Annotated in this window: 13 protein-coding genes; 10 read left to right on the top strand and 3 right to left on the bottom strand. The window is 62.7% G+C overall.

Going from position 1 to position 18,722, the window contains the following annotated elements; all coding sequences use genetic code 11:
* Window positions 1-1,234: 1,234 nt before the first annotated feature.
* Window positions 1,235-1,846 (bottom strand): hypothetical protein, encoded by a 612-nt coding sequence (locus TQ38_RS21175; protein ID WP_162792335.1) that lies wholly within the window; start codon window positions 1,844-1,846, stop codon window positions 1,235-1,237.
* 66 nt (window positions 1,847-1,912) lie between these two features.
* Window positions 1,913-4,270 (bottom strand): TonB-dependent siderophore receptor, encoded by a 2,358-nt coding sequence (locus TQ38_RS21180; protein WP_043979036.1) that lies wholly within the window; start codon window positions 4,268-4,270, stop codon window positions 1,913-1,915.
* 377 nt (window positions 4,271-4,647) lie between these two features.
* On the opposite strand from TQ38_RS21180, the gene TQ38_RS21185 reads away from it, so the two are divergent.
* The 10 genes from TQ38_RS21185 (at window position 4,648) to TQ38_RS21230 (ending at window position 17,071) form a co-directional block, all read left to right on the top strand.
* Window positions 4,648-5,346: an energy transducer TonB gene (locus TQ38_RS21185; RefSeq protein ID WP_162792336.1), complete on the top strand. Its 699-nt coding sequence runs from the start codon at window positions 4,648-4,650 to the stop codon at window positions 5,344-5,346.
* Entirely contained in the window at window positions 5,343-5,942 is a 600-nt protein-coding gene (locus TQ38_RS21190; protein ID WP_043979041.1) for an RNA polymerase sigma factor, read from the top strand. The genes TQ38_RS21185 and TQ38_RS21190 overlap by 4 nt, the downstream gene beginning before the upstream one ends.
* Before the next feature lie 8 nt (window positions 5,943-5,950).
* On the top strand, window positions 5,951-6,925 hold the full coding sequence (locus TQ38_RS21195) for a FecR family protein (RefSeq protein ID WP_043979043.1): 975 nt from the start codon (window positions 5,951-5,953) through the stop codon (window positions 6,923-6,925).
* Window positions 6,926-7,053: 128 nt separating this feature from the next.
* Window positions 7,054-9,528: a TonB-dependent receptor gene (locus tag TQ38_RS21200; RefSeq protein WP_052505943.1), complete on the top strand. Its 2,475-nt coding sequence runs from the start codon at window positions 7,054-7,056 to the stop codon at window positions 9,526-9,528.
* A gap of 47 nt (window positions 9,529-9,575) precedes the next feature.
* Window positions 9,576-11,141 (top strand): PepSY domain-containing protein, encoded by a 1,566-nt coding sequence (locus tag TQ38_RS21205; RefSeq protein ID WP_043979045.1) that lies wholly within the window; start codon window positions 9,576-9,578, stop codon window positions 11,139-11,141.
* Window positions 11,138-11,425 carry a DUF3325 domain-containing protein gene (locus TQ38_RS21210; protein WP_043979048.1) on the top strand — a complete coding sequence of 96 codons (288 nt, stop codon included), beginning with the start codon at window positions 11,138-11,140 and terminating at the stop codon, window positions 11,423-11,425. Before TQ38_RS21205 ends, TQ38_RS21210 begins: the two co-directional genes overlap by 4 nt.
* 44 nt (window positions 11,426-11,469) lie before the next feature.
* The gene (locus TQ38_RS21215; protein WP_043979050.1) at window positions 11,470-12,126 is read left to right on the top strand and encodes a hypothetical protein; all 657 of its coding nucleotides are present in this window, start codon (window positions 11,470-11,472) and stop codon (window positions 12,124-12,126) included.
* Entirely contained in the window at window positions 12,123-12,476 is a 354-nt protein-coding gene (locus TQ38_RS21220; RefSeq protein ID WP_240198028.1) for a hypothetical protein, read from the top strand. The genes TQ38_RS21215 and TQ38_RS21220 overlap by 4 nt, the downstream gene beginning before the upstream one ends.
* Complete coding sequence (locus TQ38_RS21225; RefSeq protein WP_043979052.1) at window positions 12,473-14,530, top strand: TonB-dependent siderophore receptor; 2,058 nt, start codon at window positions 12,473-12,475, stop codon at window positions 14,528-14,530. Before TQ38_RS21220 ends, TQ38_RS21225 begins: the two co-directional genes overlap by 4 nt.
* 384 nt (window positions 14,531-14,914) lie before the next feature.
* The gene (locus tag TQ38_RS21230) at window positions 14,915-17,071 is read left to right on the top strand and encodes a TonB-dependent siderophore receptor (protein WP_043979053.1); all 2,157 of its coding nucleotides are present in this window, start codon (window positions 14,915-14,917) and stop codon (window positions 17,069-17,071) included.
* A 682-nt stretch (window positions 17,072-17,753) separates the two neighbouring features.
* Here TQ38_RS21230 and TQ38_RS30085 read toward each other — a convergent pair.
* Window positions 17,754-17,999 (bottom strand): hypothetical protein, encoded by a 246-nt coding sequence (locus tag TQ38_RS30085; protein ID WP_162792337.1) that lies wholly within the window; start codon window positions 17,997-17,999, stop codon window positions 17,754-17,756.
* Between the last annotated feature and the right edge of the window lie 723 nt (window positions 18,000-18,722).

The following is an 18,722-nucleotide window of genomic DNA, read 5'->3' on the forward strand; positions in this document are numbered from 1 at the left end:
TCTTTCACCATCGTCCTTGCGCGGTCATGGCAGTCGAAAGCGTCTATGACGGCGGACCACATAGCTATCTCGTCGATAGGTTCGATTACGTCCGCGCGAACCTCCTGATCGGTCGTCGACACGGCGACCAGGGCGCCGGTGAAGCATGTGACTGGCCCCCGGCGTTGCCTTATGGCGGTCTATTTCATTTTCACGGATTTTTTGCCTTTTTCATTCGCGGGCCTGTTCTGGGACAAGCGGAAGCATCAGCTTGGCGCGGCAGACCTGGCAGGTAACTTTCATGGGCGAGTTCGAGGTGTAAAGTCCCTTGGCGGACCGCCCGCACATTGAGATCGGTGTACGGGTGTGCGCAAGTTTGTGGACTTTGCGCCGGCCTGTGCTGTTCGGTTCCATCTGCACCAATCCTCCGCTTTAACCTTGAGCCATACCGGCCTGCGCGTTCGCTGATACGACCCTCGGGGTCTATGAACATAACGCCCTCGCCCTCCACAGCCCAGACTTGCCGCACCATGTCGCGCACATCTGATTCGGTGAAGCCCCCTTGGTCCTCAACCTGGTCTGAAAGCATGTAAACAGCTGTTCTCGTCCTCTTGCGCTAAAAATGGTAAGTGATACAACGGTCTAGCTGCAGTGGGACGGCATCGTCGCTGAAGCGTATCCACTGTAGCACCGGCTTGCTCGCCACGGATGAGTGTCGTCGGTAGGCATCGCCTCTACCGCGCGCCAGCTTCGCGGATTCTTTGGCATGGGCGGTGGCGGTATTGAGGGGCCGAATGCCGCGCTGCTGGGGCATCAGTCGTTGACGGTCCACCCGCCCCATGCGCCGAGGACCGCAGCGGTGCCGGGGCCTGCGAGACACCAATCGAATAAGATGGGGTTCATGATCAGGAATGCGACAAGAATTGATCGTTCACCCTAGCGTTCTTGCCTTGGTGACGAAGCGGACCCCATCTCCGACTTCTTCAATTACGGCGATGACAGTCTCGCGCGCGAACGACCGCAGCTTTGTGACCTACGCGCTGGCAGGGGCACGGACGTCGAGGCCTGAGCCGGCATTGACAAACGTTCACGTCGGCAGCGGCAGTGATTGAGTGCGTCATTCGAACTTCGAGCAAAGATATCGGGTAAATAACAACGGATCGTCGTAACCGACCTACCCCAGCCTTTGCCACCCATTGCCTGATGGACTTCAGCCAATGCCGGATCGTTTGCGATGGCTCGGCCTGCGTCTGCCTTATGTAATACGTACGTACACGCCCCTCGCCTGTCGGCGCATCAGGCCGATCCTGCAAAGCTCACCCTGCAGCTTGTACGAAACGCCGTTGGCGACGAAGTCTTTGGCGAGCACAAGATTCTGTGAGTGCAACAGCGCGATCGCCCGAAACCGGGGCGATCCCATCGCCAAATGGGCAGTGCGGGCGTCAACGTCTTCAATTCCATCGCTTGTCTCCGACGCCTTCAAACCTGAGACAAGGCGCAAGTGACGTCCTATGGAACCAAATGGCAATTCAACCTCAAGGGCCCAAAGGCCAATACCACAAGCGTTCAATGCTGCCTGGTGAGGAAAAAGTGTCTTGGTTCCGATCCGCAGACGGCTGCGCTGCGCTGAGGCGATGGCACCGATCAACCACAGCTCATCCACACTTACAAATGCGGAGCGTGGCTCGCGAATATCGATCCCATAAGAGCGCATTTCCGCCGCAAGTTCCGTAAGCAACCCACCGGCGCCGGCATGCTGAGAGCCGTGTAAACCCGGTTCGGCTACCGTCCATGCCGCCCTGAATAGCTCAAGTACCTGTCGTTCAGTTTTTTCAAGCTTTGAAAGCCACATAAGGCGTTTTGCCATCGGCGCCTCCCGCTCTGCTGCAGGGTTGGTGGACAGGCCGGAGCTGTTCACCAACCCTGCCGCGGTTTACATCTTCGCGATGAGCGTCAGGACCGCCGAGCGGGCATCGCCCGGAGTTGCCCAGCCGTTGTTGCGGATGCGCTGGTAGTACAACTTGTTGCCGATGTTCTTGACGTTGAGCTGCGCTGAAAAGTTGGGAGATAACTCGTAGGACAACAAACCGTTGTGGACGAGGTAATCATGCGAATAGAGCACGCCCGGAACGGTAGCCGAAGGCGTGTTGAACGCGAACTTACCCTGGTAAGTGACGCCGTACCCGATCGTCAGGCCGAATGGCAGGCGATAGGTGGTGAACAGGCTGCCCGAGTGCTTGGGAGTCTGGGTCAACCGCGAGCCGGCAGCATAGTCGATCGCGGTCGAGTCCCGGTCGAGCGAGCGGATCAGCTTGCTTTTTAAGTAGGTGTAGTTCGCCGTGATCGTCCAGTTCGGGGTAATTGCGCCGGTGGCGCCGAGCGCGATGCCGTCTACGCGCGACTTGCCGTCGAGCTGCTGCTCGGGCTCAACGAGCGGGTTGGCCGAGGCGACCGCATACTTGTTTCGTTCGTTACGGAAGGCCGACGCCGTCAACAGCAGGTCGCCGTCAAACAATTCCGCCTTGGCACCAACCTCGTAGTTGCGCGCTTCCTCGGGGTCGATGTTACAGGTCGCGCCGACGACTCCTGGAGCCGAAATGGTGCAGGCGGCATTGACCGAGTTGCGCGAGGGGGTCTGCGAATTGCCGTAGGCTGCGTAGAGGCTGACCGCCTCAACCGGCTTGTAAACGAGGCCGACACGGTACGAAAACAGCGTCGCGGCGTTGCTGGCCTTGGCGCCGATCAACGAGGGGCTGCCGAATGGTATAGTCGCGCCGTTGACGACGCAGCCTGCGGCGGTGCCGCAGATCGTGTGAGTGCGCGAATGGCCCGTGTTGCGCTCGACACGGGCACCGGCGTTCAGCTCCAGCTTGCCGAGTTTCATCGTGTCGAACAGGTAGCCCGCGACGTTGGTCTGCTCGCCGATCGTGTGTCCGGTGCGGATGAAGTTGATCGCGCCGCCGTACAGGTTGCTGCCATACGTGAAGGCTCCCGGCCCGGCGACGACGTCGTTCGGGTTGTCGATGTTGATCAGCGGCAAGGTGGCGTAGCCAGGGGTGCCATTGGCATTGCGCAGCGAGTTGCCGTTGTTCAGTTCATACTTTTCCCAAGTCGCGGCGCCGCCAAGATCGATGGTGTGCTCAATCGCGCCGGTGTTGAACACGGCCTTGATGTCAAGCTGGTCGAACATCAGCTGGTTGTGGATGTTCCGCGTGGTGCCGCGCGGGCCCGAGGGCTGGTAGTAACCGGCGGGCACGGTGCCGCAGCTGGCGCCACTGGGCGTCACGCGGCTGACGAGGCAGTAAGTGCCCTGCGGCGGCGAGACGACGGTAAGCTGGCGCGAGTCCTGCCAGCGCGCAAGGTTGCGGATGGATGTGGTGTCGCTGAATTCATGCTCGAAAATCGCAGTCATCTGGTCGACGTTGATGCGCTGCTTATCGACGTTGCGGTAACCGAAGTAGTCGCTGCGATGAACCCCCGGCACGGTGCCGCTGTAGTAGGGAACACCATACTGCGGCACGTTGTCGTCCTCCTGGTGCGAATACTGCAGTGTCAGGCGGGTCGGGCTGCTGATGCCGATGGTCAGCGACGGGGCGACGCCCCAGCGCTTATAGTTCTCGACGTCGCGACCCGGCAGGTCGTTGCGGTGCCACATCGCGTTGAGGCGGAAGGCGACCAAGTCGCTGACGCGCTTGTTGAGATCGACGGTGGCGCGGTAGTAGCTGTCGGTGCCGATGCCTGCGGTCGCGACGTAGGCGTCGTCGGCCTTGGGGCGCTTGGTGACGATGTTGATGTTGCCGCCGACCGAGCCAGCGCCTGAGATCACCGAATTGGCGCCATTGGTGACTTCGACCTGATCGAGGTTGAACGGGTCGGTGCGGGTAATCTGCGCGCTGTCGCGCACGCCGTCGATGGTGATGTCGTTGGCGGCGCTGTAGCCACGAAATGTGATATTGTCGCCAGGGCCAGTACCGCCTTCACCGGCACCGAAAGTGATGCCCGGAACGGTAGCAAGCACATCGCGCAGCGTCAGCAGGTTCTGCTGCTCGATTACTTCGTTGGTGAGGACCGTGATCGTCTGCGGCGTGTCGCGGACGGGACGCGTGCGCTTGGGGCTTTCTAACTTGCGGCCGGGCGTGTCGGTGATGGCGGATTCGGAAACCGTGACGCCGCCGAGACTGCGCTCTGTTGTGTCGATTTCCTCAGCGTGGGCACCGGCGGCAAAGGCTGGCGCAATGCAGGACAGCGCAAGGAATGAGCGGCGGGCAGCCGCCTTGGACGCGAATGACATGATTTCCCCCTGATGCAAATTTCGACTGCGCTAGTACTGCGACGCACTCGCATTAGCAATAGAGAATTTCGCGGTCTTTCTTGGTCGAATTCGCTCAATCACTGCGTTCGAGTCGCTGCATCTGGCGGTGAATGACGCCAGCATCAGGCGGGGAGCAACCATTGGCAGAGAGCCGCATGTAATGACGCTAAAGGCTCGCGACATTGACCAGCAGAACCTTATCGACGTGCTTTTTGGCACCATCAGGTTCCGCCGCGATGCCACTGGGAACAACCACAATCACGACGTCGATCTGGCCAACCGTAATCGACACAAAAGAACGCAATGCCCATATCCGTTATTGCGATTAGATCGCAATAACGGATATGGGCATTCTCATGAAGGGATTCGCCACGGCAATATCGGAATTTCAGCAACACCGATTGCGCGGCAAAACCTCGCGCCTGATCTCGCTAGTCGTCACGGTGCTGGTCCATACCTTGGGCGTGATCATTGTCGTTTACAATCAATCTCCTGTATCGCCGGATCATGCTTCGCGTCCCGCCGACCGCGTCTTCCTTGTGTCCCGAACACCGAACCATCCAAACGAACCCAAGCATGAACCGGAACCGGAACCCGCAACGCCCGCCAGCGTCGCGAAGACAAAGCCGATCGCTATCGCCGAAATTCCGGTAGAGATCGCCGCCCCGGCCATGTCGAAGGTCGTGGCAGACACCCAAGCCAAGTTATCGCGTCCTTCACTGGAAGCCCGCGCCACAAGCGATGTGATACAGGATTACCGCCGCGAACTGTTCGAACGGCTTGCAGCGCAACGGCACTATCCTGACGCGGCGCTGCTCAAACACTACCAAGGTGATGGCGCGGTGCTGTTTCGGATAGATCGGGACGGGAACCTGCTGCATGCGGCCATCGAGCGCTCGACCGGCCGCGCGCTGCTCGATCACGCAGCGATCATGCAAGTCCGTCGTTCAGCACCCTTCCCGAAGATTCCGCCCGAGCTGCCTGACGAACTGGCCGTGGCGATGCCGCTCCAGTTCCTGATCGTCCAGCCCGGTACCCGCATGGCGGCGCGATGACCGTCGCCGCGCTGTCCCTGCTCACGCGTCATCGCGCGGACCTCCTGGCGAGCGTGCGCCGCCGTGTTCGCCCCCCCGTCGAACCGGCCGACATCGTGCAGGAAGCCTTCGTGCGCGCCATTCCCGCAATCGAGGCGGGCCGGGTGGTCGACGTGCAGGCATTCGTCCACGGCATCGCCCGCAACCTCAGCGCCGAGGCCATGCGTCAGCAGCAGCGCTGGTCCCGTTGGCTGGTGGATGCGGACCGGGCAGAGGATGTCGCAGATGATGCCCCCTCGCCCGAAGCCCACGCGGCCGGCAGGGACGAGTTGGACCGGCTTCATGGTGCCATGGCCTCGCTGCCGCCGCGCTGCCGCGAGGTGTTCGCGATGCGGCACGTCGAACTGCTGGAGAAGGCCGAGATCGCCGACCGGCTGGGTATCCATGTCAAACAGGTGGAAAAGCAGCTTCGCCATGCCCTTGTGCTGTGCGCACGAATCCTTGGCGACCACGGGGGGACGCATAAAAATGCAGCGACAGGGCGCCGATGCGGCTCGAACTCCGACTATACAGATGAGGCGGTCCATCGCGGCGGTCTCTCCCAGCACGAACCGTGAGGTGAGCGATGTCGGTTGAAGACGAAGACGCTCGGATCGAAACCCTCGAAGATCAGGCAGCGGACTGGATCGTTCGGCAGGACAGCGCGCCGCTGGGAGACGCTGACGGGGCCGCTTTCGCAGCCTGGCTCGCCGTTCCTGAACATCGCCGTGAATTCGATCGGCAGAATACGGTGTGGCAGCGCTATCGCCGGATGGCGGCGATACCCGTCCGCGTCGAGCAACCGGCGCGTCGGCACGGTTCGGGCCGATGGCGCATCGCCCATGGCCCGATCCGGCGGCGCGCCGCGATCCCGGCCATCGCCGCGAGCCTTGCCCTGATCTTGCTCGGTTACGCTGAAGACTGGCCGGCACGGCTGCGCGCGGACTATTCGACCGGCATCGGCGAGCGGCGCAGCGTCACCCTGGCCGATGGTTCGGTGGTCAGGATGGACGCCGGCTCGGCGCTGACTTTCGACCGATCCGGCACGCACCGCACCGTCAGGCTGCTGGCCGGCGCGGCGCAATTCGAAGTGGCGACCGATCGCCGTCATCCTTTCGTCGTCGAAACGCCGGAGGGCAGCGTGACCGCGCTGGGCACAATATTCTCGGTCCGCGAGCAGGAGGAACGCCCCAAAGTGGTGGTCCTGCAGCACAGCGTCGCGATCCGCACTTCCGGCGGGGCGCGCGCCATCTTGCGCGAAGGCGAAGCCACGTCCTTCACCGCGCAGCGCGTGGAGCGTCCCGCCCACATCGATGTCCGCGCCGCGACGGCATGGACGCGGGGGAAGCTGATCGTATTCGACCGGCCGCTTGGCGAAGTGGTGTGGACCATCGGGCGCGAGCGGCGCGGCTACTGGACCGTGCGCGGTGACGCGGCGAAGCTGCGGGTCAACGGCGTCTACGATCTCGACCGCCCGCTGGACGCGATGGACGCGTTGGAAACGACGCTTGGCCTCAGGTCGATCCGCATTTCCGACAGGCTGATCGTGGTCAGCCGCTGAGCATTTCGGCCCGCCCGCGAAATTTTTTCGATCGATAGGCTCCAAACGCCGCGCCGCTCCGACTTACCTAATGAGAGTGCATCGCAACAGCAATTATGCGCTCGGGGTATTGTGGGGATTTTCAAGAGATGCAGCGATTTTCCGCGCGGCGGCTGTTGGCAGTGGCCTTGGTCGGCACGACGATGTTGACGGCAGCGGGCCTCGCCGCGCCCGCATGCGCCCAGCAGGCCGACACGCTCCGCCAGTACGACATCCCGGCGGGCTCGCTGGCACAAGCGCTGAGCCGCTTTGCCGAGCAGAGCGGCGTGCAGATTTCCTACGAAGGCCGCCTGACCGAAGGCCGCACGACGCTGGCCTTGCGAGGTCGCTTCCTGCCGCGCGAGGCGCTGTCGCGGCTGCTGTTGGGCACCGGGCTGGTGGGGCGGAGCACCGATGGCGGCACCATCACGATCGCCCCGGCAACGGTCGGACGGCTGGAACTTGACTCCATGCGCATCCAGTCGGTCGCGTATTCGAACGTGGACGACGAGGCGGACACCCGCGCGGGCGAACAGTCCGGGCGCGATGGATCGACTATCACCGTCAACGGCCAGCACGTCGATGCCGACAAGGTCGCCGGTATCGGCCCGTGGGGCGCGCGCGATATCGCCGACACGCCTTATTCGGTCAGCGTCATGTCGAACGACCAGATCCAGAATACCGTCGCCCGCGATCTGGACCAACTTTACAAGATGAACCCGGTGGTGCAGGCCACGGCGCCGACCTCGGTATTCGGCTACCCTTCCGTCACCATCCGCGGCTTCGGGCAAAGCGTGGGCATTCTCGATGGCCTCCGGCTTTCGTCGTACACCTATGGCCTGAGCACCGAGGAGATCGAGAAGGTCGAGGTGATGAACGGGCTGTCCGGGTTCCTCTATGGTCCCGGCAACGTCGGCGGTGTCGCCAACTACGTGCTCAAGCGGCCGACGTACGAACGCCTCACCAACCTGACCGTGGGCAATTACGGTGGCAGCCAGTACTTCACCCATGCCGATCTGGGCGGCAAGCTGGATGGCGCCGGCACCCTCGCCTACCGCTTCAACGCGTCCTATGCGAACGGCGAAACTTCGAAGGACGACCAGCACCTCAAGAAGTGGCTGGTCAGCGGCGCGGTGGACTGGAACATCACCAGCGACCTGCTGTTCCAGGTGGAAGCGGCGCATACCTACTGGCATCTCGACCGAGCGGATACCCGCTTCTACACCGCCGGGGTGAGCGGTTGGCCCGACGCCTACGATGTCGGCAAGACCTACACCCCCGCCTGGACCTACAACCAGACCAAGTCCGACCGCGTCGGCGTGAACCTGAAATACACGCTGTCCGAAGCGGTGTCGGTGCGCACCGCGTACATGCACAAGGAGGACGAGCGCGAGTTCCTGATCCCCTACCCGATCTACAAGGGCACGGGCTGGAGCATGTATTCGCCGTCGCGGGCGCTGCCTTACGACACGATCCAGGACAGCGCCTATGTCTATGTCGACGCATCGTTCGATACCGGCGGGATCGGCCACAAGCTGACGGTCGGCGGATCCTGGGACACGTACCGGGTCAACCAGTACAGCCCCAACTACATCGACCCGCTGAACGCCGACGGCACGCCGTATGTCGTGCCTGCCAATGTGCCGCTGGAAGACTTCCTCAACCTTCCCGAACCAAGCTTCACCACCAAGCGCGGCCCCCGCTACAAGGCCAGCCAGGCGACCAACACCAACGTGATCATCGGCGACGACATCGCCTTCACCGACACCTTGAGCGCGCTGATCGGCTTCAACTACAGCACGATCGAGACGAAGGCCTTCAACGCCCCAGGCGTCGCGACGTCGAGCTACAAGGAATCGGCGCTCACCCCGACCGTGTCGATCATCTACAAGCCGGTCGCGGGGCTCACCACCTATGCCAGCTACATGGAATCGCTCGAAGCGGGGACCGTGGTTCCCGACGACCCGAACCTTTACACCAATCCCGGCCAGATCTTCGCGCCGATGATCAGCCGCCAGTACGAGGTCGGCGCGAAGTACGCCTTCTCCGACAGCCTGCTACTGACTTCGGCGCTGTTCCGCATCGAAAAGGCCAATTCCTTCACCGAAACCGACGCCAACAACATGACCACGATCAGCCAGGACGGACGGCAGGTCCACCAAGGCGTGGAACTGACGCTGACAGGCAAGGTGACTGACACCCTCAACGTCGTGGTCGGCGGTACGCTGATGGACCTCAGCATCCAGAAGGCGACCAACGCCGCGCTCAAGGGCAAGTCGCCGACCAACTCCTCGCCCCTGCTGCTCAAGACCTCGGTCGATTACGGCATTCCCGGCGTGGAAGGGCTCACCCTGTCGGGCGGGCTCTACTACAACGGCTACAAGTACCAGGACGCGGCGAACCTCAACAAGATCGACGACTACCTGCTGGTCGATCTGGGCATCCGCTATCGCACGATGGCGCTTGGCAAGCCGGTGACGTTCAACCTCTACGCCTCCAACCTCACCAACAAGGACTACTGGGCCTCGGTCAACCAGCTTGGCAACCCGCGCAACATCGCCTTCTCGGCGCGGGCCGTGTTCTGATCGTCGTGGGCAGCACGGCGCCATCGCCCTCGGGGAGCCCGAAAGCCATGAAGCAGGGTTTCCGCCAGTCGATGGCGTGGCTGCACACCTGGGTCGGACTGGTGCCGGGGTGGATCCTCTACATCGTCTTCGTGTTCGGGACGGCGGCGTTCTTCCAGTACGAGATCGATGCGTGGATGCGCCCCGAACTTGCCTCGGAAACCCGCGTCAGCGCCCGCGCGCTCGATGCCGCCGACACGCTCCTGCGCCAGCGCGGCGCGGGCGCGGAAAGCTGGACCGTGTCGCTGCCAAATGCGCGCGGCGGCAGTGGCCTCGCCGTTTCGTGGCGCGTCGCGGGACAAGACCGGCACGATCGCAAACAGATCACGCTGCATCCGCAGACCGGCCAGGAGATCGCCGTGCGCGAGACGCGTCGCGGGTTCTTCCTGTACCGGATGCATTTCGACCTGCACTACATCTCGGTCCGCTGGGCGCGCTATCTGGTGAGCGTGGCGGCGCTGGCGATGCTGGTGGCGATCCTTTCAGGCGTGGTGACGCACAAGAAGATCTTCACCGAATTTTTCCAGATGCGGTTCGGCAAGGGCCAGCGCAGCTGGCTCGACGCGCACAATGCCACCGGCGTGCTGGCGCTGCCGTTCCATGTGATGATCACCTACACCGGCCTAGTCACGCTGCTGTTCACGCTGATGCCTTGGGCGATCACCGCCAACTTCGCGACGCGTGACGCCTTCTACGAAGCAACCGCCGCCCGCCCGGACGAGCGCGAGGCCAGCGGCACCCCGGCGCCAACCGCCCCGCTCACCCGTCTCGTCGCCATCGCCGAACACAAGTGGGGCGGCGTGGGGCCCGCCTATATCAGCATCGACCATCCCGGCGATGCCGCCGCGACCGCGCACCTCTATCCCGAGCGCACCGACTGGAGCAGCGGACGGCGCGACGGGCTCTATCTCGCCGCCGCGCAAGGGCGCATCATCGACGTTCCCACCCCGTCAACAGGCGCGGCCAGCCTGACGCGCGAGGTCATGGTGGATCTGCACACCGGCTGGTTCGCCGGTTATGGCCTGCGCTGGCTATACTTCCTGTCAGGCCTTGGCGGCACCGCCATGTGCGCCACCGGCCTTGCCTTGTGGTGCGTCAAGCGGCGCACCAAGCTGCCCGATCCGGCCCGCCCGCACTTCGGGTTCCGGCTGGTCGAGCGGCTCAACATCGGCTTCATCGCCGGCGCGCCTGCGGGCATCGCCGTCTATTTCCTCGCCAACCGCCTGCTTCCCGCCGCCATGGCCGAGCGCGCGGAATGGGAGGTCGACAGCCTGTTCATCGGCTGGGGCGCGATCTTCGCGTGGACGCTGGCGCGCCCCGCCAAGCGCGCCTGGGTGGAAGCGCTGGGCGCAGGCGCGGTGCTGTTTGCGCTGGTCCCGGTGGTCAATGCCCTGACCGCCTCGCGCGGGCTGGGCGAAAGCATCTGGCGCGGCGACTGGATCATCGCCGGCTTCGACCTGACGATCGCCGCCCTCGCCGCCGGGCTCGGCTACACCGCATGGAAAGTCCTGCGCCACCAACCCAAAACCGCGCCCGCAAGGCGACAACGTGCCCGAGTGGACGCCACCGCATGATCCACCTCGCGATCGCCCTGCCCGCTCTGCTGGGCTTTGCGCTGCTGCTCATGGCGATGGCGCGCCACCAGCAGGACTGGCTGCGCCGCAAGCTGGCGCCGCGCACGTCGCGCCTGCTGCGGTGGAGCGGTTTCGCCGCGCTGGCGCTGGCGTTCCTGATCGCCGGGCTCGCGCTCGGCTGGGCCTATGGCGCGGTCGTGTGGTTCGGCTGGCTGAGTGTCGCCGCCATGCTGGTTCTCACCGCCCAGACCAACCGCGAACGCATCCTCAAGCGGATTTCCTGAAAATCATCCCCGCCCAAACGTCTGTTTCAAAGGAGAGAGATATCATGTTCAAGACCATCATCGCCACCGCCCTGCTGACCACCGTCGCCGCCACCGGCGCCTCGGCCCACGAAATCTGGCTGGAGCGCCATGGCGACACGGTGCGCACCTATGTCGGCGACGCCACCGGCGAGCGCGACCGGGGCGAGACGCTGGTGAAGCTGGTGCCCACCTCGAAGCTGTTCGCCAGCGATCCGGCGCAAGTCGCGCCCGTTTCCGCAACGCCCGAACACCTCGTCGCCAAGGCCACCGGCGTTCTGGGCGGCAAGGGGGACTTGCGCTACTACAACGATCAGGTCTGGGCGCCGTGGCAGAACAAAGAGGGCGTCTTCGAAGCCGCCGCATTCCAGGCCCGCACCGGCCGCAGCGAGACGCGCGCGGTGCACGACTTCGAACTGGTCCCCCTCGCCCCCGGCAGCGACAGCTTCACGCTGCTGTTCAAGGGCCAGCCGCTGCCCGCAACCGACGTCACGCTGATCAATCCCGCGCTATGGGGAAAGACCGTGAAGACCGACGCCGCCGGCCGCGTCACCGTGCCGGTTTCGGCCAAGGGGCGCTACATCCTCGTCGCCCGCCATTCCGCCCCCGCCGATGTCGAGATCGCCGGGCAGAAGGTATCTAAGCTGCAGCATATCGCGTCGCTGAGCTTCGACGCCAAGTGACCCAGGGTGCGGAGAATGCCGCGGCGGGTATCGCAATCCCCCCGCCTCACGCTACGGCCGGCAGTGCGCGTCGCCATCGCCTTGCGGTGACGGCGCGCACGCTTGCGGGCACTTTGGGTGCTTACGGGCTGACGGCGCGGGCCACGGTGGTCCTCTCGTTCGTCCTCGCGCGGCTCGGCATGGACCGGGCCGAGGCAGTGATCGCCGCGACGCTGGCCAGCTTCGCAATCTTTGCAGCGCTTTCGATGGCGATCTTCCACGCCCGCAGCGCGGCGCGGGCGTGGATCTGGCTGGCGGGCACTGCCGTGGCGCTGGCCCTCCTGCAATGGGTGCTGGCTCCCGTCCTATGAATGCATTTTCGCTGATACTTGCAGGCGTGGCCGCCACGGCCTCCCCGGTGGACGAGCCGCGCCCGGCCGAACGGCTAGGCCAGGAGGCGCCGCCCGTGGTCGTGCCGGTCGGCCCGGACCCGGTCTATCCGGCCGATTTCTACAAGCCGTTCCAGCCGCAGACCGCGCTCGACATGCTGGAGCGCACGCCGGGCTTCCTCCTTACAGAAGGCACTTCGGTACGCGGTTTCGGCGGGGCCGCCGGCAACGTCCTGATCGACGGGCAGCGCCCCACCGTGAAGGGCGGCGGCATCGGCGAAGTGCTGCGCCGCATCGCGGCCTCGCGGGTGGAGCGCGTGGTCCTGCTGCGCGGCACCGATGCGGCCGAAGCACAGGGGCAGACGCTGGTCGCCAACATGGTGCTGCGCGCCGATGCGGGAGGGTCGGGCAATGCCTCGCTCACCCTCAGCCACACGGCGGACGGGGTGATCTCCCCCTCGGCGCGGATCAGCCACGCGCGGGCGATCGCGGGGTGGCAGACCAACATCGAGCTGTCGGGCGAAATCGCGCGCTTCCCCACCGACGGCATCTACCTCGACCGTGACGCCGCCGGCGCGCTCACCCGCACGCGGCGCGAACATATCGCCGGCAAGGCCCCCGAATACGGGCTGGCGCTGTCCACCTCCGGCGCGCTGGCCGGGGGCACGCTGACGGTCAACCTGCGGCTGAACAAGGACGGCTATTCCTCGAAACGCGGGATCGACATCTTCGAAGGCCCGGCGGACGACACCCCCGATGCCCGGCGCGACATCGCCTATGACGAAAAAGGCCGCAGCGGCGAACTGGGCCTCGACTGGACCCGGCGCCTCGGCTCGGGCTGGACCGCCAAGCTCGTCGGCCTCGGCCGGATCGAGCGCTACACCACCGACGAGGACCTCATCGAAGCCACCTATCGCGGCCTGTCCTCGCGCCTGCAGAAGCCGAGCGAGTTCGTCGCCCGCGCCACCATCACCCGCGAGGGCGACCATCCGGTGCGGCCCGAGTTCGGCGGCGAGGTGGCCTACAACCGCTTGTCCAGCCTGCTCGACTATGCCGAGGACACCGGCGCCGGCCTGACCCCCACCCCGCTCGCCAATGCCGCCACCCGCGTTTCGGAAATGCGCGGCGAGGCCTTCGCGAACCTCACCGTCAAGCTCACCGGGCACCTCAACCTGGAGGCCGGGATGGCGGTGGAGTTCTCGCGCATCCGCGTGACCGGCGAAGCCGCGCAGGAGCAAAGCCTGTCCTATCTCAAGCCATCGCTGGCGCTGGTCTGGTCGCCCTCGGGTAGCACTCAGGTACGGTTAGGTGCCCGCCGGACCGTCGATCAACTCGACTTCGGTGATTTCTCGGCATCGGTGAACCAGGCCGACGGACGGCCTCTGGGCGGCAATTCCGGCCTGCGCCCGGCTCAAGTTACCCGCGCCGTCGCCCGCCTCGACCACCGGTGGGGCAAAGGCGGCGCGATCGCCATGGAAGCCTGGCACCAGTGGCATACAGGATTACTTGGCTATCTAGTGCTGCCCACCGGCGACGAGGCACTGGGTACGATCGGCGATGCGCGGCAATGGGGCGTATCGCTTCAGGGCACCCTGCCGCTCGACATGGCACTGAAAGGCGCGCGCCTGACTGTCGATGGCAAATGGCGCGGCTCACGCCTGCGCGACCCCATGACCGGCGGCCGACGCCCGATGGACGATATTGCCGCTCAGACTCTGACTACCGAGTTCCGCCATGATGTGCCGGCGCTCAGGTCCTCGTGGGGAGTCACCTGGACCGCGCCGGAACAAGCCAGAGTTTACTACACCGGCGAAGTCCTGCGCTGGCACGACCGCGCAATTTGGGGCGCCTATATCGAGACTACAGCGCTGGTCGGGTTCAAGACCACGCTGCGCGCCAAGGCGTTCAATGGTGCGGACAATTATCGAATTCGCCAATTCTACAACCCGAGCCGCGCGGGCGCGTTCGGCGGCAGGGAACGACGCGACCAGCAGTCCGGGGGAGTTGTTTCCTTTACAATGGCTCGCACGTTCTGATTTTTTTAAGGCGTTCTTTAAAAGAATCGCGAAAGCGTGGTTAAATTTCCGCCGGTCGTTTGATATATAGCAAAAATTCGTTTTATTATTCAACAAAGCATGATTGCTCTCATCAATTATCCTTTTTTAGATAAACTCAGGAAGATGCCGAATCGCGGTCAGAAATTGGCCTAATTATTTGAAACGTGTGGATTACAGCGCGATTTATTTCTTTGACGGCTAAACCCGCTCAACATCTTGATCCGTGCTCGAGATCCAATGACCCTGGTTTCCAAAAAACAAATGTTGCTAACGCATTGCTTCTGCCTCTCATTAGCACTAGAGGGGCGCGCGCATTCGGAGCTTCAAGCTTGCGAATAGATATAGATCAGGGGAGCTCGCAGCATGTCCGTCAAAACCTTCACCCCCGCCCTTCACTCCTTTGCTTCGGTTCTCGTGCTGGGCCTGCTGACGGTGACGAGCGCCCACGCCGAAGACACCGCCGAAGATACCGACCCGAGCGCCATTGTCGTGACCGGCACTACCGAAGCGGTCGGCCTTAGCCTGTCATCGCGCGAGACGCCGCAGTCGGTCACCGTGGTCGACAGCCTGCGCATGCAAGAGCAGGGACTAAACGACATTTCCGAGGTGATGGAGCAGATCGTCGGTATCCAGTCCAACCGTTCCAGCGCGCTGGGCACCGACGGCACCAACTACACCGCACGTGGTTTCAACGTGAAAAACTATCTCGTCGATGGAGTCGCTCGCCCGACCAACATCTACGGCTTCACCGAAGACACCGCCGACATGGTCGCCTACGAACGGATCGAGGTCATCCGTGGATCCGCGGGTATGATGACCGGCACTGGCCAGCCATCCGCCGCAATCAACATGATCCGCAAACGCCCGGGCACCGAGACCCGCGCCAGCGCCGCCGCAACTGTCGGCTCATGGGACCTGTATCGCCTTGAAGGCGACCTTGGCGGCGCGCTGACGTCCGACGGCCACGTCCGAGCACGGGTTGCAGGCGCATGGCAGGAGAACGACACCTTCATCGACCGCGAACACGTCAAGCGCCACGCGCTCTACGGCGTGGTCGAAACGGATCTTGCGCCTGGCACCCTTCTAACTGCTGGCGTGGAGTATCAGAACTTTCGCAACGAGGCCGCGTCGCGCGGCGGCGTGCCGCTGTTCTTCACCGACGGGACAAAGACCGACTTCGGCAGGGCAACCAATGGCGGCGCGAACTGGTCGGAATTCAGGCGCAAGAGTGTCAATCTCTTCGCATCCCTGGCGCACGACTTCGACAAGAACTGGCGCCTGCAACTCGATGCCGAACACAAGTCAGGTTCCTACGACGAGACCATCGGCTACTTTTTCGGCAGCGCGATCGACAAAGACACCGGCCTTGGAGGCACGCTCTACTCGACGCGGTGGGCATCTGACCTAACGCTCAACGCCGTCTACGCAAACCTGCGCGGCAGTTTTGAAGCGCTCGGCCAGGAACAGCACGTCGCCTTCGTGCTAAGCCACGCTCAGTTCGACGATGACCAGACCCCCTATCCCGGCTGGTGGAACGGCCCTGCCTACATGAACTCATCGATCAACGCATTCGAGTTCTTCGAAAACGGCGACTATCCTAAGCCCGACCTCACTGCTACCGGCGGCCTTTCCGGCAACCGCATCCGCACAAGCGCTGCCTCCGGCGTGGCACGGCTCAAGCCGATCGGGCCGCTTTCGATGATCGCTGGCGGACGCCTGACGTGGTGGCGGCAGGACAGCTATTCGCAGGTCGAAAGCGGTTCGAAGGTCTGGACACCGGGTATCCGCGAAAAGTCTGTCTTCACGCCTTATGCCGGCGTCGTGGTGGACTTCAACAATGCGATCTCTGCTTACGCCAGCTATGCCAGCGTATTTGAGCCGCAGACGCAGCGCACGGTGGACGGCGACATGATCGCCCCGCTCGAAGGCAATACCTACGAGGCCGGCCTAAAGGCCGACTTCCTCGACGGCAAGCTGAGTGCCAGCGCTGCGGTATTCTACATGAAGCAGGACAACTATGCGCTCGCCGATGGGCCGGGTATTTTTGCGCCCGATGGCAGCTCGGCCTATCATGCGGTTTCGGGCATGAAATCCAAGGGCTTCGAGTTGGAAGTCAACGGACAAATCCTGCCGGGCTGGCTGATCGCAGGCGGCTTTGCCAATGCCAAGGCGACGGACCGCGACGGCGCGCGCCAGTTGCCGCAGATCGCGAAGAACAGTTTCAAGATGTTCACATCCTATCGCCTGCCCGGCAATCTCGACGGGTTGGTGCTTGGCGGCAACCTGCGTTGGCAGGGCAAAACCACAGCGGACGGCAAAGGTCCGAACGGCGAAACCTACACGCAAGGCAGCCTGGCTGTCGTAGATCTGATGGCAAGCTATCGCTGCTCGCAGCGGCTATCGCTAGCGGTCCACGTCGACAACATTTTCGATAAGAAATACTATTCCGGCCTTTTCATCGGCAGTGCGCGATATGGCGCGCCGCGCGCTTTCACTGTGTCCTTACGGGGTGCGCTGTGACTTTAGCATCGGCAAGAGCTTCCGGTCTCCTCTCCGCGCGGTGACTGTCGCTTTGCGTGACCGATCAGATGGGCAGTGAGTGTCGACTATTAGGGGAAAAAACCTGCCGTCTAATGGCGCTCGGCGCAGCGGTTTCACGATCGTCCATTACCGTCAACGAATCATGAGCCGCGCTCATCGGTAGCCGACAGATGCTTTTCACTTCAGTTTCGCGAGATTTGAGGTCCCACGAAACAATAGGAAAAAGCCTCATTTCGAACCTAATCTTTGATGATGATTAATCATAGGTTATTGCGGTCCAGAACTTCCAAGTGCAATTTCTCGCTGCGACCCGAAGGACTGGCAAATGCTTTTCCTTTTCACTCCGGCCCGAGACATGGAAACGCGCCCCGGGCCGGTTTTTTCGTTCGAGCCGCAATGGCGGAGTATGATCGACCGAATAGTTCCATTGGAACAGAACCAATCCAGATATTTCGCGCTTTGTATCTGCGGCATATATTTATTAAGGCAACAATGAACGGCGCTTTTTTGCGTCGATCCTTCGGGTCGTATCGTAGGATTTCCGCCGGTGAGAACAAAGTACTACCGGCGGAGGTTTTTACTTCTCACAATTGAGTGGTGCCAGAGCCTTTTCAACGGAATGCTGCGCCCCAGCGTGCCTCATATGGGTCAACGTCCGGTATTAGGCGCGCTTCAGAATTGCAGCGGTTTGTTCAGCCTGAAGGTAGATCGGCATGTCATGGGCATTTTCGTTTTGGGCAGGCGCGCTGCCTTTCAACTGTATTTCCATCCTTGTCACAGATGCAAAAGCGAAGGCTGCATCCGGCCATCGTCCACCGCTTAGTCGCCGGTGGCTTGCCTTTAACAATCGTTTCAGCGGGTTCGTGGTCAGGCGCTCGATTGCAGCATAGCCGCGAGTGCTCTCCACGTTTAGCACTGCCGGAAAATTTGGCCCAGTTGAGGGTGGACCCTTCCCGATCGGTCTGGGCCACGCGGTGCTCAGCAAGCGCGATCTGTGCGTCCATCGGTCATTGGATCAATCAAGGGCTACCCCAGTCCGGTTCGGCGTTGTCCGGTGATGCATGCATATTGGGCCCAGCGCCGAAGCTCCTCAGCCGCTTGCATGCCGCCATCTGCTTCTACCCCCTGGGAAAGACGCTGTTCGCTTGGGACGCCGCCGCGTGCGAGTTAATGAATCGGCCTCAATCAATCTGTTGCAATAGCCAGTGACCAAACGGGATAGCGCTGTCTACGTTTTCGTTCCTTGTCGTTCGCGAGTCACTCAGCTTCAATGGTTGGAGAGGTGCCATCGCGGATCGAATTTCGTGAGGTAGTAGCACCGTCATACATGTTCTATGTTACTGCCGACGTAGGGATGGAACGAAATGCGGTTCTCGGTCCGTTGCCCGCCAGCATGCTTAGTAAGGTGAAATTTCGACGGATGAGGATGTCGGGCAAGAGTGGGCAGGCGATTCACAAACTCCAGACTAAGAACGGTTCGCCGTGACAAACGGCGAGCAGCAATATCATATCGTAAAGAAGCGTTCGCCTTGAGGCTGGATAGTCATTTGTAGTCAAAATATGGATATTCACACGTCACCATTGTCGATATCTGCTATCCCGCACTGGTTTCGCCGGCAAAATCCAGGCG

Source organism: Novosphingobium sp. P6W (assembly GCF_000876675.2).
Lineage (GTDB): Bacteria > Pseudomonadota > Alphaproteobacteria > Sphingomonadales > Sphingomonadaceae > Novosphingobium.

Excerpts from the sequence above, each read along its gene's own strand:
- TQ38_RS21205 (WP_043979045.1), top strand. The coding sequence starts at position 9,576 with ATGAAGCAGGGTTTCCGCCAGTCGATGGCGTGGCTGCACACCTGGGTC.
- TQ38_RS21225 (WP_043979052.1), top strand. The coding sequence starts at position 12,473 with ATGAATGCATTTTCGCTGATACTTGCAGGCGTGGCCGCCACGGCCTCC.
- TQ38_RS21230 (WP_043979053.1), top strand. The coding sequence starts at position 14,915 with ATGTCCGTCAAAACCTTCACCCCCGCCCTTCACTCCTTTGCTTCGGTT.
- TQ38_RS21190 (WP_043979041.1), top strand. The coding sequence starts at position 5,343 with ATGACCGTCGCCGCGCTGTCCCTGCTCACGCGTCATCGCGCGGACCTC.
- TQ38_RS21210 (WP_043979048.1), top strand. The coding sequence starts at position 11,138 with ATGATCCACCTCGCGATCGCCCTGCCCGCTCTGCTGGGCTTTGCGCTG.
- TQ38_RS21175 (WP_162792335.1), bottom strand. The coding sequence starts at position 1,846 with ATGGCAAAACGCCTTATGTGGCTTTCAAAGCTTGAAAAAACTGAACGA.
- TQ38_RS21195 (WP_043979043.1), top strand. The coding sequence starts at position 5,951 with ATGTCGGTTGAAGACGAAGACGCTCGGATCGAAACCCTCGAAGATCAG.
- TQ38_RS21180 (WP_043979036.1), bottom strand. The coding sequence starts at position 4,270 with ATGTCATTCGCGTCCAAGGCGGCTGCCCGCCGCTCATTCCTTGCGCTG.
- TQ38_RS21200 (WP_052505943.1), top strand. The coding sequence starts at position 7,054 with ATGCAGCGATTTTCCGCGCGGCGGCTGTTGGCAGTGGCCTTGGTCGGC.
- TQ38_RS21185 (WP_162792336.1), top strand. The coding sequence starts at position 4,648 with ATGAAGGGATTCGCCACGGCAATATCGGAATTTCAGCAACACCGATTG.
- TQ38_RS21215 (WP_043979050.1), top strand. The coding sequence starts at position 11,470 with ATGTTCAAGACCATCATCGCCACCGCCCTGCTGACCACCGTCGCCGCC.